The 16369-nt window shown below is 44.0% G+C and carries 13 protein-coding genes; 4 read left to right on the top strand and 9 right to left on the bottom strand.

Annotated features, from left to right (window positions below):
* Positions 1 to 178: 178 nt before the first annotated feature.
* Entirely contained in the window at positions 179 to 1321 is a 1143-nt protein-coding gene (gbdR, locus tag SU60_RS04570; protein ID WP_084735605.1) for a choline metabolism transcriptional regulator GbdR, read from the bottom strand.
* Positions 1322 to 2107: 786 nt separating this feature from the next.
* On the opposite strand from gbdR, the gene guaD reads away from it, so the two are divergent.
* On the top strand, positions 2108 to 3466 hold the full coding sequence (guaD, locus tag SU60_RS04565; RefSeq protein WP_041154533.1) for a guanine deaminase: 1359 nt from the start codon (positions 2108 to 2110) through the stop codon (positions 3464 to 3466).
* 88 nt (positions 3467 to 3554) lie between these two features.
* Here the strand turns inward: guaD and SU60_RS04560 are convergent, their stop codons facing one another.
* From SU60_RS04560 to dgcN, 3 genes are read right to left on the bottom strand one after another with little or no spacing between them, the layout of a single operon-like run.
* On the bottom strand, positions 3555 to 4412 hold the full coding sequence (locus SU60_RS04560) for a D-amino-acid transaminase (protein ID WP_041154532.1): 858 nt from the start codon (positions 4410 to 4412) through the stop codon (positions 3555 to 3557).
* Between the two features lie 10 nt (positions 4413 to 4422).
* Complete coding sequence (gene dgcA / locus SU60_RS04555) at positions 4423 to 5397, bottom strand: N-acetyl-D-Glu racemase DgcA (RefSeq protein ID WP_209419667.1); 975 nt, start codon at positions 5395 to 5397, stop codon at positions 4423 to 4425.
* Entirely contained in the window at positions 5397 to 6401 is a 1005-nt protein-coding gene (gene dgcN / locus SU60_RS04550; protein ID WP_041154530.1) for an N-acetyltransferase DgcN, read from the bottom strand. Before dgcN ends, dgcA begins: the two co-directional genes overlap by 1 nt.
* An 818-nt stretch (positions 6402 to 7219) precedes the next feature.
* Here dgcN and alr point away from each other — a divergent pair.
* Together alr and SU60_RS04540 are read left to right on the top strand one after the other, a co-directional pair.
* On the top strand, positions 7220 to 8302 hold the full coding sequence (alr, locus tag SU60_RS04545; RefSeq protein WP_041154529.1) for an alanine racemase: 1083 nt from the start codon (positions 7220 to 7222) through the stop codon (positions 8300 to 8302).
* 205 nt (positions 8303 to 8507) lie between these two features.
* The gene (locus tag SU60_RS04540) at positions 8508 to 8849 is read left to right on the top strand and encodes a DUF3316 domain-containing protein (RefSeq protein WP_041154528.1); all 342 of its coding nucleotides are present in this window, start codon (positions 8508 to 8510) and stop codon (positions 8847 to 8849) included.
* Between the two features lie 80 nt (positions 8850 to 8929).
* On the opposite strand, the gene SU60_RS04535 is transcribed toward SU60_RS04540, so the two are convergent.
* The 5 genes from SU60_RS04535 to SU60_RS04515 all read right to left on the bottom strand — a co-directional run bounded on the left by SU60_RS04535 (position 8930) and on the right by SU60_RS04515 (position 15599).
* The gene (locus SU60_RS04535; protein ID WP_041154527.1) at positions 8930 to 9865 is read right to left on the bottom strand and encodes a LysR family transcriptional regulator; all 936 of its coding nucleotides are present in this window, start codon (positions 9863 to 9865) and stop codon (positions 8930 to 8932) included.
* A gap of 124 nt (positions 9866 to 9989) precedes the next feature.
* On the bottom strand, positions 9990 to 11192 hold the full coding sequence (fdhA, locus tag SU60_RS04530; protein WP_041154526.1) for a formaldehyde dehydrogenase, glutathione-independent: 1203 nt from the start codon (positions 11190 to 11192) through the stop codon (positions 9990 to 9992).
* Between the two features lie 483 nt (positions 11193 to 11675).
* Positions 11676 to 12521, bottom strand: a complete 846-nt coding sequence (locus SU60_RS04525) for a dimethyl sulfoxide reductase anchor subunit family protein (protein WP_041154525.1) — start codon at positions 12519 to 12521, stop codon at positions 11676 to 11678.
* Between the two features lies 1 nt (position 12522).
* Positions 12523 to 13143 (bottom strand): DMSO/selenate family reductase complex B subunit, encoded by a 621-nt coding sequence (locus SU60_RS04520; RefSeq protein WP_041154524.1) that lies wholly within the window; start codon positions 13141 to 13143, stop codon positions 12523 to 12525.
* Positions 13144 to 13154: 11 nt separating this feature from the next.
* Positions 13155 to 15599: a DmsA/YnfE/YnfF family dimethyl sulfoxide reductase gene (locus SU60_RS04515; protein ID WP_041154523.1), complete on the bottom strand. Its 2445-nt coding sequence runs from the start codon at positions 15597 to 15599 to the stop codon at positions 13155 to 13157.
* 198 nt (positions 15600 to 15797) lie between these two features.
* On the opposite strand from SU60_RS04515, the gene SU60_RS04510 reads away from it, so the two are divergent.
* Positions 15798 to 16367, top strand: coding sequence for a molecular chaperone TorD family protein (locus SU60_RS04510; protein ID WP_041154522.1), 570 nt, complete (start codon positions 15798 to 15800; stop codon positions 16365 to 16367).
* Positions 16368 to 16369 lie beyond the last annotated feature (2 nt).

Here is a 16369-nt window from a genome sequence, read left to right as displayed (position 1 = left end):
TACCTATTCTTCCCTTTCCTCGTTAGCCTCCAGAATAAGTATTAAGGTCGATCAAAAGTGTTCTAAAAACGGCATTCCAAATCCCTTTTACGTAACTATTCGCGACAAAATAAACAAACGATAAGCGATAAAATAAACATACAAAAACGCACCCTACTGAGGGTGGCGTCGTCTTTGCTCACGCGGACTTATATTGAAACCGAGCCATAGGTCGCTCATGCTGAGCCTCAAATAACACCTTCGCAGATCGAAGCGGTGTATCAAATTGCATCAAATCAACCACACTGTCTAATTCCATCGATGGTGGAGTCACATTTACATTCGTCACGGTAGCGGAATGCGTACCCAATCGTTCCGCCTTTGGAGAAATACCGATGTGTACACGGTAACATTTACTAAAGTGAGGTGAAGAGACAAAGCCACATGCTGTCGCTATTTCAATGATAGACATCGATGTTTGTCTCAACAATTGTCTCGCACGATTCAGTCTCAACTTGAGGTAGTATTTCGATGGTGAACAATGTAAGTATTTTTGGAACAGGCGTTCTAATTGGCGACGCGATAGTCCAACGTATAGCGCCAATTCATCCAACTCTATGGTTTCTTCAATATTCGCTTCCATCAAAATAATCGCCTCAACCAATTTAGGCTGAGCAGTACCAATGGTGTGTTTGAGTGGAATGCGTTGAGTATCATTTTCACCGCGAATATTGTCGCAAATGAACATTTCAGAAATACTTGAACTCAGCTCACGGCCGTAATCTTTTTGGATCATCGTAATCATCATGTCCATCGGAACAGATCCACCGCTGCAAGTCATGCGATCACGGTCGATGACAAACAAGTGGTTGAGACAGTTTACTCGAGGATGGCGTTCTTGAAGCGTCGCCAAACACTCCCAGTGCACACAGCACTGGTAACCATTTAGCAACCCAGCTTCAGCCAGTACATAAGCGCCCGTACACACACCACCTAAGCGAATGTGTTTACGTGCTAAAGACTGCAACCAGGAAATTTGTCTGCGCGTGTAACTGCGAGTAATGTTTACCCCACCGACCACAATAAGTGTGTCGAGTTGTGGCGCATCCGCCATTGAGCAATCTGGTTTAACGGTAATTCCGTCGCTTGCCGTTACATCTTCTCCGTCTTCTGAAATGATGTACCAATCGTACAGCTCTTTTCCGGTAAGTTGATTTGCCATACGCATCGGATCAACAGCCGATGAGAGCGCAAGCATTGTAAAATTATCGAGCAGCAAAAAGCCAATTCGGCTTACTTCCTTGTTCGACGAACCGCCGAACTTATTCATTGAAACTGACATAGCGAACTCCAGAGTAATAAGGAGATTTATTTTTATCGGAAGCACTAGCTGTTTTTATGTTTTTGGCTAGCACACCGCGTTGAGCATTTGTATAAGAGCAATAACCATGCCTCAAGGTATTTATAGCTATTTTGTTTCAAATTTGTTGAATTATTCTCAATAATGATACTTTTATCACACTGAATTAATTAGTAATTATCGACCTTATGTTAAATTTTCATCTTTATAATCAGGAGTTTCATTGTTTAAACTCATTGAAATAAAAACTAAAAATGCACCAAAACAAGGCAGCACGTGACCCAACGATGAGCTTTACACTATGTAACAATTGCACGATTTATTGTGGCACAAATCACTAAAAATTCGTGACTAGAAGATCTTTAGTAGTTATTTCATCATCTGGTATTTTTCACTACCCAATATTTGCTCAAGCTCAGCGTCTAACTCATAGGCGATATATCGAAATATTGGACGAAGTTTGCACCATATGGATCCAATATCGATGTCTAGCTCACCATTCTGGCCACAACGAACGCTTTAAGCCCGCTTACAATGCAACGACAATCTGACACCTTCCGCTCTGATACATTGGAAAAGAAGCTTTAAACTTAGCTTGGTGGCCTTTGCAGATAACTGGCACGATTCTGGCTATAATTAATCTGCTTTTAATGGTTTTCGGTTGTTACATATGCTCATATATCGTGTATGGGTATACACTCTATTGACAAGGGCTTACTCGGATAAGTCAAAAACCATGGGTATCAAACATATTCAATGGAGTGACTTATGAACAACGACTCGATCGGTGATGTAACGCATCCCGACAAACAGACCTTGCCAAACACCTCAACAGGTGATGCAGTTATACGTGCAAGCCTGCTGCACTTTTTTGACGATCCTGCGAAGCTTTCCGATCCATCCGACGCATACCAATACTTTGCTGATGGTTTGCTCGTTGTCAAAGATGGATTAGTCAAATCAATCAGTGAGTACAACGAGACTGACGCACATCAATATTCAGACATCATCGACTATCGAGGTAAACTTATTGTGCCGGGTTTTATAGATACTCATATCCATTATCCTCAAACTCAAATGATCGCGTCATATGGGGAGCAACTACTGGAATGGCTAGAAACCTACACTTTTCCGACTGAAAAACAGTTTGAAGACGAAACTCACGCTCAGTTTATCTCCCAATTCTTTATCAATGAGTTATTGAAGAACGGAACCACCAGCGCGATGGTCTTTGGCACCGTCCATCCACAATCCGTAGGCGCGTTGTTTAAAGAGGCATTAAAGAAAAATATGCGTCTCATAGCCGGTAAAGTGTTGATGGATCGTAATGCGCCCGATGATTTATGTGACACGCCAGAATCAGGGTATTGCGAGAGTAAAGCATTGATAGAAAAATGGCATAATCAAGCAAGATTACAATACGCCATTACGCCTCGATTCGCACCCACATCCTCACCAGAGCAATTAGCCGCAGCAGGTAAACTCAAAGCGGAATACCCTGATGTGTATGTGCACACACATTTGTCTGAAAATAAAAATGAAATCGAGTACGTTGCGGCGCTTTATCCTGAACGCAAAGATTACTTTGACGTGTATGAGCATTATGGATTAACGGGTGAGCGCTCTGTCTTCGCACATGGCGTTCATCTCAGCGATCGCGAATGGCATGCCGTCGAACGCACAAATTCCGCCCTTTCATTCTGCCCTACCTCCAACCTATTTCTTGGTAGTGGGTTATTCAACCTTAATGAAGCAGAGAAGCGAGATATACGCGTCGGTCTGGGAACGGATGTCGGAGCTGGCACCAGCTTTTCTCAACTGCAGACTCTCAATGAAGCCTATAAAGTGATGCAGTTGCAAGGTAAAAAGCTCTCGGTCTTTAAAGGGTTGTATCTCGCAACACTGGGTGGCGCGAGCGCACTCAGCATTGATGATAAAGTCGGTAACTTTGAAGCAGGGAAAGAAGCCGATTTTGTCGTTTTAGATTGGGCTGTATCGGATTTGCAAGTATTGCGTCAACAGTATTCACAAAACTTAGAAGACCAGCTTTTCGCACTTATGATGCTGGGTGATGAGCGAAATGTGCACGCAACCTACGTAGCAGGTAAGCTCGCCTACTCTTCATAAACATCATCTCGATGGATTGCAGAGAGCAAAAAAAAACGGTCACTGCGCAAAACAGTGACCATTTAATGGTTAACCTTTCATTCGAACTCTACACCGCTAACTCTCTTGCCGTTTTGATGTAAATCTCGCGTAAGTTTAGTGCTATTGGGCCAGGAGCCCCTTCTCCAATAGGCTTATCATCAATTCTGACCACTGGCCAGACAAACGTAGTGGCAGAGCTAATAAATGCCTCTTTCGCTTGATAAGCTTCATTAATGGTGAAGTAACGCTCTTCGATAGACAAATTCAACTCTTCGGCTAGTTTCATCAAGGATGCACGCGTAATGCCGTGCAAAATATCGTTGCTCAGAGGACGGGTCACTAACACATCATCTTGAGTCACAATATAAGCATTACTAGAGCCACCTTCCGTCACGTAGCCATCTTCAATTAGCCAAACATCCTCGGCACCCGCAGCGTGTGCAGCATGTTTCGCCATGCACGCAGGCAGCAAACTGGTGGTCTTAATATCACGTCTGCCCCAGCGAATGTCTTCAAACGAAATGACTTTGATGCCCGTTTGAGTTTTAGGACTGTTGATCAGATTGCGAGACTGAGTAAATAGAACCAAGGTAGGCTCAATCGCTTCACTGTATGAAAAATCTCGGTCACCTTCGTCACCGCGCGTTAACTGAAGATAAATACCGCCTTCTACTAAGCCATTTCTCGCAATCAGTTCTCGCTGAATATGAATAAGCTCTTCAGAAGTGACTGGCATCTTTATTCCAAGTTCCTTAGAAGAACGCTCTAAACGAGCGAGGTGACCTTCAAGGTCGATTTGTTTGCCATCTAATACCGCAGTGACTTCATACACTGCATCGGCGAAAAGAAACCCTCTATCGAATACTGAAACTTTCGCTTCACTTTCAACAATATAGTCTCCATTGAGATATACGATACGTTCCATTGTCGTTCCCCTATCCCCACAATTCACTGCGGAAAGGCAGCATAGAATTGTTGTCAAATTCAAAGCCGTGCTCAATGTCTTCACTCAGCAATAGCGGGCCATCTAAATCCACAACCTCGGCCCCTTGAGCCACAACAAATGCGGGAGCCATGCTCAATGACGATGCCACCATACAGCCGACCATAACACGTAACCCCGCCGCTTCGGCCTTCGCTTTAAGCGCCAAAGCTTCTGTCAAACCACCGGTTTTATCGAGCTTGATGTTAATCATGTCGTATCGACCAATAACATGTTTAAGGCTTGCTTGATCATGGCACGATTCATCGGCACAAATGGTAATTGGCCGTTCTAATCCATCAAGTACATGGTGTTCATCTGCATGGAAAGGCTGTTCAATCATAGAGACGTTTAGCGTCAAAAGCTCTGGAATTAACCGCTGATAAGTCTCGACCGTCCACGCCTCATTGGCATCCAGAATAATCTCTGAATTGGGAGCGCCACGACGCACTGCCTGTACTCGCGCCAAATCTTCCGGACCACCTAACTTCAACTTAAGCAGTGGTCGATGCGAGTGTTTTATGGCGGCTTTTTCCATGCTTTCTGGCGTGTCTAGGGAAAGCGTATACGCCGTCGTTAAGGTTTGGGGGTCCAAACCGGTTTTGTTCCAGATGGATTCACCACTTAGTTTGCAATCTAGGTCCCATAGAGCACAATCCACCGCATTCCGTGCCGCACCAGAAGGGAGTAAAGACTGTAAAGCCTCCCGGCTTATACCCACTTCGATTGCTGTCACTACACCTTGAATCTGTTCTAAAACACTATTTATTGATTCACCATATCGACCATAGGGAACGCACTCACCTCGTCCTTTAACGCCATGATGCTCAATTTCCACGATAATCGTCTCAGCGTGAGTTTTACTGCCTCGGGAAATCGTAAAACTTCCGCGAATAGGCCAACTTTTGGTATAGAGATTAACCTTCATTATATCTCCGTTAATTTATCGACAATACGCGCCACACCTTGACGGAAAGGATCGACCACAGGTAAACCGAGCTCTGACTCGACTTTATCCATGTATTCCATCGCTTCATTTTCGCCTAAGCCAGATGTATTTATAGATACCCCAACAAACTGAACGCTCGGGTTGGTGAGCTTAGCTGTTGCAATATTGGCGTCGATACATGTTTTAAGATCGGGCAATGGATAGCTTGGTAAGCCGCGCATATGAGTACGGGTTGGCTCGTGACATAAAACTAGCGCATCGGCTTGGGCGCCATGAATCAAACCCGTGGTAACACCCGCAAACGAGGCGTGAAAAAGAGAACCTTGGCCTTCAACTACATCCCAATGCTGCGGATCGTTTTCTGGTGTAATGGTTTCGATTGCCCCAGCAATAAAGTCAGCTACAACACAGTCCGCGCTAACCCCCGTCCCAGTAATTAAAATTCCGGTCTGGCCCGTTGCACGAAAATCGACGTCCATCCCGCGCGCTTTCATTTCTTTTTCTATCGCAAGAGACGTATACATTTTACCCACAGAACAGTCCGTTCCAACGGTCAGTAATCGTTTACCAGAACGTTTGACACCGTTAGCGACAGGATAAACCTGTGTTGGATATCGCACATCAAAAAGTCGACGACCGTGTTGGTTCGCGCACTCTACCAGTTCAGGGATGTCATTCAGCTTATTATGTAACCCAGCGGCGATATCCATTCCTAATTCTAGTGCTTCAATAAGCACGGAAACCCACTTCTCAGAAATAACACCACCTCGGTTAGCAACACCGATAACTAACGTTTTAGCACCTGCTTCGACCGCTTGTGCGACATTCAAATCATCAAGGCCCACATCGGCATTACAACCTTCAAGGCGCAATTGACCAACGCAGTATTCGGGACGCCATGCCTGTATACCTTGCGCAACTTTTGCTGCTAAAGCGTCTGCGGCATCCCCTAAAAATAATAAATATGGCTGTCTCAGTTCCATCTTGCTTTTACTCCTTAAATGTATATCCAGCTATTAATATTAGCGTCACATTAAATTACAGTGCAAAATTCGTGACAACTTGTTAGCACTTTATGGAAAGAATAATCAAAATTACTTTATATTTGCGAAATTTGAGCCCATCAGGCTTTAAAATCAACTAAAAAACTCGACAGATCAGCCATAAGACAAAAAAGTCAAATAGTCCAATAAATACAGGGATTACAATATTTATAACAAATCTAAAATAGGACATTCGATAGATTGTGTTACCGTATCGGTAATTACAAACCTTAACAAAAACACGCTCACGCCGACAGATTGGTCATTTGCTTCAAAAAAAACCATCTATATAGTGATTATCACCATTTACACTTCAACCAAATTTATTAGCCAGTTTTCGTCTCACTTTGATCAAAAAGTGATTTCAACGACCTTTATTGCACAACTTTAAATCAAAACACCCCATTTTAGTGCAAAATATTAACGAAAATCTAATGCCTGTGAAGAAAAACAGGTAACAACGCCCAAGTTCAAAAAAAACAAAGAAGATTAAAATTCTATAAAAAGAAAAATATTTAGAATATAAATTCGCAAAAATAAGAAAGTATTCCTGACCAAACCTACGAAATCCAAAACAAAAGATTAAACCATATTTGGAAGTAATTCATCGCAAAATATCCAGTGCCGTTATTAAATTCCATATGGTATATATATTGCTGAAGGGAATAAGCACACATATATCTGGAAAACTAAATATGGAAAATTTGCAACAGTTTACGAGTCAATCTCCGCTTTGTGAGCACTCTAGAAAGGATTCTATGATCACGGCAGAAGCAGTGATTAATTTAAATGCTCTAAGCAAGAATTACGATGTACTTAAAAGCAAGTCTAATGATAAATCCGTAATTGCTGTTATAAAGGGGGATGCTTACGGCCACAATGCCGTTAAAACAGCGCAGTCACTCCCTCAAGCGGATATGTTTGCGGTTGCTCGAATCGACGAAGCACTTGAACTGAAAAACGTAGGCATCCAACAACCCATTTTGCTGCTTGAAGGCTGCTTTTGTAAGTCGGACCTTGAACTAGCTGCTCGTGAAGGCTTCCATACTGTCATTCATTGTGAAGAACAACTTGACGATCTCAAGCACGCAGAGATTAGCAAAGGGATTGCCGTTTGGTTAAAGATCGATACCGGTATGCACCGAATCGGCATTCAGCCAGAAGAGCTTCAAAACTATGTGGCGAAGCTAGACGCAACAGGAAAAATATTAGGGCCAGTGGGTTTTATGAGCCACTTTAGTAATGCGGATGATCTTTCATCTAATTCAACCCCTAAACAGATAGATCTATTTCTTACCCAAACCGAGAAATACTCTGGTCCCAAAACGTTGGCAAATTCAGCAGGTCTTTTGTATTGGCCAGACTCGCACTTGGATTATGTAAGGACAGGCATCTCACTCTACGGCATCTGCCCTAACGAAAATGAGACAGGCCAACAACACGGTTTGCAGCCTGCCATGACGCTGAAATCAAAACTAATAGCGGTTCGTAAACATAAGGCAAACCAACCCGTCGGATATAGTGAAGCATGGACGTCACAGCGAGATACTTATATCGGTGTTATCGCGATGGGCTATGGTGACGGTTTCCCCAGAAGTGCCCCCGAGGGAACGCCTGTTTATATTAATGGGAGAACGGTTCCGATTGCTGGTCGGGTTTCTATGGATATGATTACCGTAGACTTAGGTCCGGAGGCTCAGGATAAAGTCGGTGATGCTGTCGAGTTTTGGGGTGAAAACTTGCCCATTGAGCGGGTTGCCAGGCACATAAACACCATCCCTTACGAGCTCATCATTAAACTCACTAAACGTGTCTTCAAAACCTATCTGCCTACAATTTGATGCGCTGAGATAGATAGTACATGCCCGAATAGCCACTCTAACGCCTGTCTTTCTTTATGCACTATGGGTGATTGGTGCCAAATCGCCCATAGTGAAATTCTGTTTCTTATCTTTATCTAACCAGCATAAAAAACCATAATAATCACAACAAAACGAGATAGACACCTATCTAGATATAATTAAATAGAGAAAGAAAGGTTTTACTATGAAAAAGTTAGCTTTATTGACTGCAAGCATCATTATGACTTCGTCTGCATTTGCTTCAAACATCACACTTACAGAGCAAAAAAATGTGGACTTAGGTACATTCCAGAGTAAAGAGCAAGCGTTAGATGCGGGCTTTAATCTATCAGAATCACTACAAAATATGTCGAGTTCAGAGCTAAGAGCCAAGCTGGGCCTATTTACCTATACGAATGTTCATGATGTCAATATTGACGATAGCAACGTTGTGATTGAAGAAGTTGCTTATGCTCGTGACGATATTCAATATCGAGCAATTCTGAATGTCGATTACCACTTTGATGCAATGAGATCTAACGACTAAGATATCTGCATTTTAAGGAATAAATCTGGGGGGAATGGATCGCCCCTATACCCACCGCTTAAAAAATACTCATCAACATTTTATGTCGTATAGCTTTCCCAAATAGCTGGACTGCCAATAGTTTGCTCTACAGTTTCAATAAACAACTTGACTAATGGTGGGGGATTGCGATGTGGATAGAGCGCATATAGACCACCGGAGTAAGCAATTTTGTAATCAGGCAATAACCTGATTAAGCCCATTTCATCAATACTTTTGGTGAGCATAAGTTGACCGACAATAGCATAGCCCAACCCAGATTGCGCTCCATGCATTAATAGTTCAACTTCGTTAACGTGATAACGTCCTTTCGCTGTAATCGTAACGGTCTCTTCATCCCTATCCTCATTATCATGAATCGGTGATAGCCGGACTTTGTTCATTTGATAAGAACTATTCGAATAAATCACCGCTGGTAATGCAGCGAGATCTTCAGGCGTTTCTGGATAACCGTAATTAGCAACAAACTCTTTTGATGCGAGTAGTAGTAACTGATGATTTGCAAGTTTTTTTGCGACTAAATTAGAATCCTTCGGACTGCCAATCCTAAATGCAACGTCATAGCGCTCACCAATCAAATCGACGTTTCGGCCTTCCAGAACTATTTCTACCGTAACTTGCGGGTATTTTTTAAGAAAATTAACAGCACAATCTTTAAGATACCTTCTTCCAAAAAGTGTTGTGCAGGAGATTTTAAGGTTACCTCGGGGCGTATCGCTGAAAGTATCAGCCAACTGACGAGTTTTGTCTAACGCATCTCTTACGTGCTGAGCTTGCTTGACGATCTCCTCTCCCGCAGGCGTCAGTGATAAGGAACGAGTTGAGCGATTCAATAATCTAACACCCAACGATTCTTCAAGCTTTCTAATCTGCTTAGAAAGTACAGAGCGGTCAATACCACGCTTATCCGCTGCTTGAGCAAAAGAGCCCTGTTGTGAAACTTCTAGCAACAACTCGAGTCTACTCGCAAGATCCATTGGTTACCTAAGTAAGTGCTTCTATTAGACGGGTAAATATACTCAAATGGCGAATTGAAGCAAGCATTTTGCGGCTATACCCAAATGACCAGTATTACGTGGCCATTTGGGTACTTTATTCCAATTAAGACTTGAACTCACCATGCGGATCAATAACAAATTTCTTCGCTGCACCACCATCAAAGTCGGCATAACCTTGCGGCGCTTGATCAAGCGAAATCATTTGAACATTAACCGCATCTGCAATTTTCACTTTATCAAACAAGATGGATTGCATCAGTCCGCGGTGGTACTTCATCACTGGACACTGGCCCGTGTGGAAGGAGTGCGATTTAGCCCAGCCAAGACCAAAGCGCATGCTCAGAGCACCGACTTTCGCTGCTTCATCTTCTGCACCTGGATCGTCGGTTACATAAAGGCCAGGGATACCGATAGAACCACCAGCACGTGTTACTTGCATCGCCGAGTTTAGTACGGTTGCTGGTGCCTCTTTCGTGTGTCCGCCACACCCACAGCCGTGCGCTTCAAAACCAACACAATCAACAAAACAATCGACTTCTCGCTCATTTAGAATCGCTTCAATCTTGTCTTCCATGCTGCCGTCTTCACGTAGGTCAATCGTTTCACAACCAAAACTACGTGCTTGCTCTAACCGATCTGGAATCATATCACCAACGATGACACACGCTGCGCCTAGAAGCTGTGCCGATACTGCTGCAGCCAAACCAACGGGACCAGCTCCCGCAATGTATACTGTTGAACCCGGGCCAACGCCTGCGGTAACACAACCGTGAAATCCAGTTGGGAAGATATCTGACAACAAAGTCAAATCTTGTATTTTCTCTCTCGCTTGATCTGGGTCTGGGAATTTAAGAAGGTTAAAGTCTGCGTATGGCACCATCACGTACTCAGACTGGCCACCGACCCACCCGCCCATGTCAACATAGCCGTATGCGGCACCTGGACGTGCTGGGTTTACATTCAAGCAAATTCCCGTCATACCAGATTTACAGTTACGACAACGACCACAAGCAATGTTAAATGGCACCGAAACAATATCGCCGACATCAACAAATTCAACGTCACGACCTTTTTCTAAGATAATGCCCGTAATTTCGTGGCCGAGTACGAGACCTTCTTCTGCCGTCGTACGCCCACGAACCATATGCTGATCACTACCACAGATGTTTGTGGTGAGTACTTTCAGAATAACACCGTGCTCACACTTACGGTTGCCCAACGCCAGTTCCGGATAAGGGATAGACTCGACAGCAACTTTGCCCGGGCCTTTGTAAACAACGGCGCGGTTCGATTTTTCGTAGGACATAACGTCTCCTTGTTGAGGCTTATTATAGTTTTGGTGGTTCCATGACCAATCAAATCAACAATGGTAGTTTAATGTGGTAAAAAGTCTCATCCTCAGCTAAATAAAGAATATCTTTTTTAACAACAACTTAAACCAAACCAACAGCGACTAACTGGTGTGTTTTTGTATGGCTTTCCTGTCGGAGAATAACGCTCAAGTAATGCACACATATGCAGCATTGCGCCACATACTTGTGCATTTGCGACAAAACGAAGATCAATAACGTGATGCTGAGACTAAGCTCACAAAGAGGAAAGAAAGGAAGCGGAATCTTATAACTAGGTCTAACTAGACGCACAAAAATAGTGCACAGGCATGCCAAAGAAGGCAGAGGAACTTTGATAATAAACCCATCCGTTCATAAAAAATCCCTCGATTTCAACGTCGAGGGATTGTTCAAAACATTGGAACTGGCTATTTGTCTTAGCGAGACACGGCTCTTGGCTATAAACCAGACGTCATGTGCAAACTATAAAATAATCCACGACCAATTAACTCCGAAGCGATAATCAGTACCAATGCGACGGTTAAGTTAATCGGATTGACAGCGGTTTTGTTGATCATTGGAAGCACCCAAATGAGCAGCCCCGCCAACAGCAACAACACTTGAACACTGAGATAACTTCCAAGGCCATCAACCAAATCAGAGGCTTTAACGATCGAGCTTTGAATATCACCAACAAGGTTCATTTTACCCACTGTCACCGCCAGACTGATTGCAACGGCGACAACTGCGAACATGATGATGTTACGATCTACCGCGAAACGGCTGTCATTTGCAGCAACAATAACCAACTGTGATAACAATAAGCCACACACAGCCATTGTCATAACAAAGCTTAACGGCGTGTAAATATTGAACCACGTAGGGACAGTATTAATCATGTAGACGTTAACCATCGCATACATAAAGATACACCCCAGAACCATCGCCACAACCATCAATGCTTTTTGGATAGCAGTTCCGCCCACTTTCAATACAGAAAGCAGCCACTGTAAGCCACCAACCGCAAAGAAAGCAGCCCCAAAGAACACTTCATTGGATAGCCACGCCGAACCCAGTTGATTAAACGAGTTAAATGCACGTAAAGGAGAACCCAGATGCGTGATAGAAAACAGAAAGCCAATACCCATGATTGCCCATAATGCAAACATCGGCACTTTATAGCTGTTAATTTTCTTGTCATCGAACCCGAGTGCCAAAGACCGCGCACTCACGAGCAGATATGCACCAACAGCCGTTTGCGCCAGTACAGTGAAGAAGATTAAGGAATACTCATGAAAAATCATCTTACACCTCCTGAGGGTTCGCCAAGTAACCACTGGTATCACCCGTTGGTTTGGCATTTTTGTTCAATTTAATCACGATATTTGGGAACGTAAGATGTGATGATGGCAACGGTGCAACGTCTGCTGTCGAACCATATTTCTCACGTAGAACGTGGATTTCACCAAATTCCAATGCACGTAACGGGCAAGATTCCACACACATCGGCTGTTTACCTTCAGCCACGCGTTGATAACAACCGTCGCATTTTGTCATGTGCCCTTTTTCCTTATCGAACTGAGGCGCACCATAAGGACACGCGTTAGCGCAGTGCTGACAACCGATACAAACGTCTTCCGCAACCACAACAAGACCGTCTTCTTTGCGTTTATGCATCGCACCCGACGGGCATACTTTGACACACGCAGGATCAGCGCAGTGATTACACGCTATGGATAAATAATAAGAGAACACATCATTTTGAATCCATGTGTCGCCATCTTGCACAAAACCACCGCCTGCGTATTCATACACACGGCGATAGTTTCGCTTCACATCCAAGTCCCGATAATCTTTACAAGCAAGCTGGCAAGTCTTACAACCTGTGCATTTACTTGAATCGATGTAAAAGCCATATTGTTTCATTCCAACCTACCTTATGCCTTATTTGCCAGTTTAATTTCCACCAAGTTGGTGTGTTGAGGGTTGCCTTTCGCTAGTGGGCTCGGACGCTGCGTGGTTAATACATTGATAGACCCTGCATGATCGATTTTCTGACCATCTGGGGAATACCATGCTCCCTCTCCTAATGCGACAACATGCGGTAATATACGTGGCGTGACTTTGGCAGGAATATGCACTTCCCCACGATCGTTGAAGATGCTCACCATATCGCCATTTTTAATGCCTCGGGCTTGCGCATCAATCGGGTTAATCCAGACTTCCTGACGTGCCGCAGCTTTAAGCAAAGCAACGTTGCCGTAGGTTGAGTGACAACGTGCTTTGAAGTGGAAGCCCGTCAGTTGTAATGGATACTTGTCGGTCAATGGGTCATTGTGTCCTTCAAACGAATCAACATAGACTGGTAATGGGTGAATCACTTCATCTTCTTTAAGTGTCCACTCTTGCGCCCGTCTAGCCAGTTCTTCTGAGTAGATTTCTATCTTGCCGCTTGGTGTTGTCAGCGGGTTAGCTTCTGGGTCTTTGCGGAAATCTTCGTAAGCAACATAATCACGTTGATACTGACGCTTATAGATCCCTAACTCTTTCATTTTTTCAAAGGTTGGTAGTGACGGATCGAGCTTGCGGGTCTCCGCATACAAGTGTTCTATCCACTCATGTTGCGTGCGGCCCTCAGTAAAGGCTTCACCCACGCCCATTCGTTTGGCGATTTGCGAACACATTTCATAAATGCTTTTCGCTTCGAACTGTGGCTCGATAGCTTGTTGTGCATAGATAAAGTAAGGCGCATTAGATGCTTTACCGTCCATTGCCCAATCTTCTTGCTCAGACGTCGTCAAATCAGGCAAGATGATGTCTGCGTATTTCGCTGATGAGGTCATGTGGTTGTCGATCACCACAATCATTTCACACGCTTTATCGTCTTGTAAGATTTCGTGCGTGCGGTTGATCTGCGCATGTTGGTTAATCAGACAGTTACCTGCGTAGTTCCAAATCATTTTGATTGGATTCGCCAAACGTTCGGCACCGCGAACACCATCAGTTTTATCCGTCATTTCGTGATGGCGATAGATCGCATCTGTCCACAAGAACATCGAAATCGAGGTTTTAACTGGGTTAGGCACGGTGGGAAAGCGCACGAACGGAATATTGATATCACTTTCACGCGCACCAGTCGAACCACCAGACACGCCGACGGAACCTGTGAGCAGTGACAACATTGCGATTGCACGTGACGCTAATTCACCGTTTGCCGTACGCTGCAATCCCCAGCCTTGGTGAATGGCACACGGTTTGTTCGCGCCCATTTCTCGGCCAAGCTTGATGATCGTGTCGACTGGAATACCAGTGATCTTTGATGCCCATGCAGGAGTTTTCTCTACGCCATCTTCGCCAAGTCCTAAGATGTAAGACTTATAGTCACTGTTTTTAGGTGCTGAAGCAGGCAGTGTTTTTTCATCGTACCCAACACAATATTTGTCTAAGAAAGCTTGGTCTACATAATCCTCTGTGATTAACACATGTGCCAAACCCGCGACCAACGCAGCGTCGGTAGATGGACGAATAGGAATCCATTGATCTTCACGTCCACCCGCGGTGTCGGTGTAACGAGGATCAATAATGATAGTGCGAACATTGGATTTATTTTTGCTTTCGACATAATGGTGAATCAAACCACCACCCGACATCCGCGTTTCCGCTGGGTTATTACCAAACTGGATATTCAGCTTCGCGTTTGCTAGATCGGAGAAGGAGTTATTCAGCGCCCAACCACCATACGTGTGGCTTAAGCCTTCGGCGATTTGTGCGGTTGAATAGTCTCCATAGTGATTTAAGTAGCCACCGCATAAATTCATCATACGGGCAATCAATGTGGACGCAGGCGGCCAAGACTTAGTCACTGTACCACCCAGCGTCCCTGTACCGTAGTTTAGGTAGATCGAATCATTACCATAGTCTTTAATAAGACGCTGCATCGTGGTTGCGATTTCATCGTACGCTTCATCCCAGCTAATGCGCTTGAACTTGCCTTCACCGCGTTTACCTACTCGCTTCATTGGGTATTTTAGTCGATCAGGATTATAGACTCGGCGACGCATTGAACGCCCACGCAGACAGGCTCTTACTTGTGGACTGTCACCAAAGACATCGTCACCAGTATTATCGGTTTCCACGTATTTGATTTCGCCATTTTGTACATGCATCCGCAGTGGGCAGCGAGATCCACAGTTTACGGTACATGCACTCCAAATCACTTTTTCTTCACTTTGAGTAGGTTCAGCAGCACTGACCGAATTGGACTTGAATGGTAAGCTAATGCCGCTGGCTAACGCTGCTACGCTCGCCACCGAGGAACTCGCTTTGATGAAACCACGACGAGTCAGGTTCAATAGCTCCGATTGTTGTTTGCTCTTTGTCATAATTGTATGCCTTAACATTGCTTGCACATAACACTTTAGGGTTAAAACTCCAATTTGAAAATCGCGACTCAATTCACTATTGATTCCAATCAAATCAACACCAAATTTAGTTGTAATTCGGCAATTTTTAGATGCATTTTGTGTCGTGTATGAAACAATCATTTTATTATTCGACAATGCTAATTTATTGAAATGATAATGATTATCCATACGTTAAAATTATTAGGCACACTGTTTTACGAAAAACGAAGCAAAACAGAATCGATTGAAATTGTGAGCGCATTGACCGAAGAAAACGTCCTTCGCCCGCTCACACTTGACGCTCTAGTTTCTTTAGCGCCTGAGCAACTTGAGCACGACTTTAGCGTGCTATTCGAAGGGATCGGAACCATGCCAGTCCCACCTTGGGGATCGGTCTACTTAGACAAAGAGCAGGTGCTATTTGGGGAATCTAATGTTCAATATCGACTCTTTCTTCAGGCACATGGTTTATGTTTAGACTCAGGTCAAAGAGAGCCAGAAGATCAGTTTGGGCTCATGCTATTAGCCTGTGCTTATTTGTTGGAACAGGGCAACAAAGACGCCGCTTTTGAATTGATTGGTGAGCATTTGATGCCTTGGGCCAATGCCTATCTTGAACAGTTACAGCAGCAGGCACCGAATACGTTTTATCAACATCTCGCAAACGACGCGTCAACTTGGCTACAAAACGTGGTTAAACAAAACGGCATTAACGTCACAGAGAAAAAACTCTATACCCAGCGATAAAT

The sequence above is a fragment of the Vibrio mytili genome, from assembly GCF_000830505.1.
Classification (GTDB): domain Bacteria; phylum Pseudomonadota; class Gammaproteobacteria; order Enterobacterales; family Vibrionaceae; genus Vibrio; species Vibrio mytili.
Note: the sequence above shows the minus strand (reverse complement) of the source record. Positions and strands in the feature narration are given on the sequence as shown.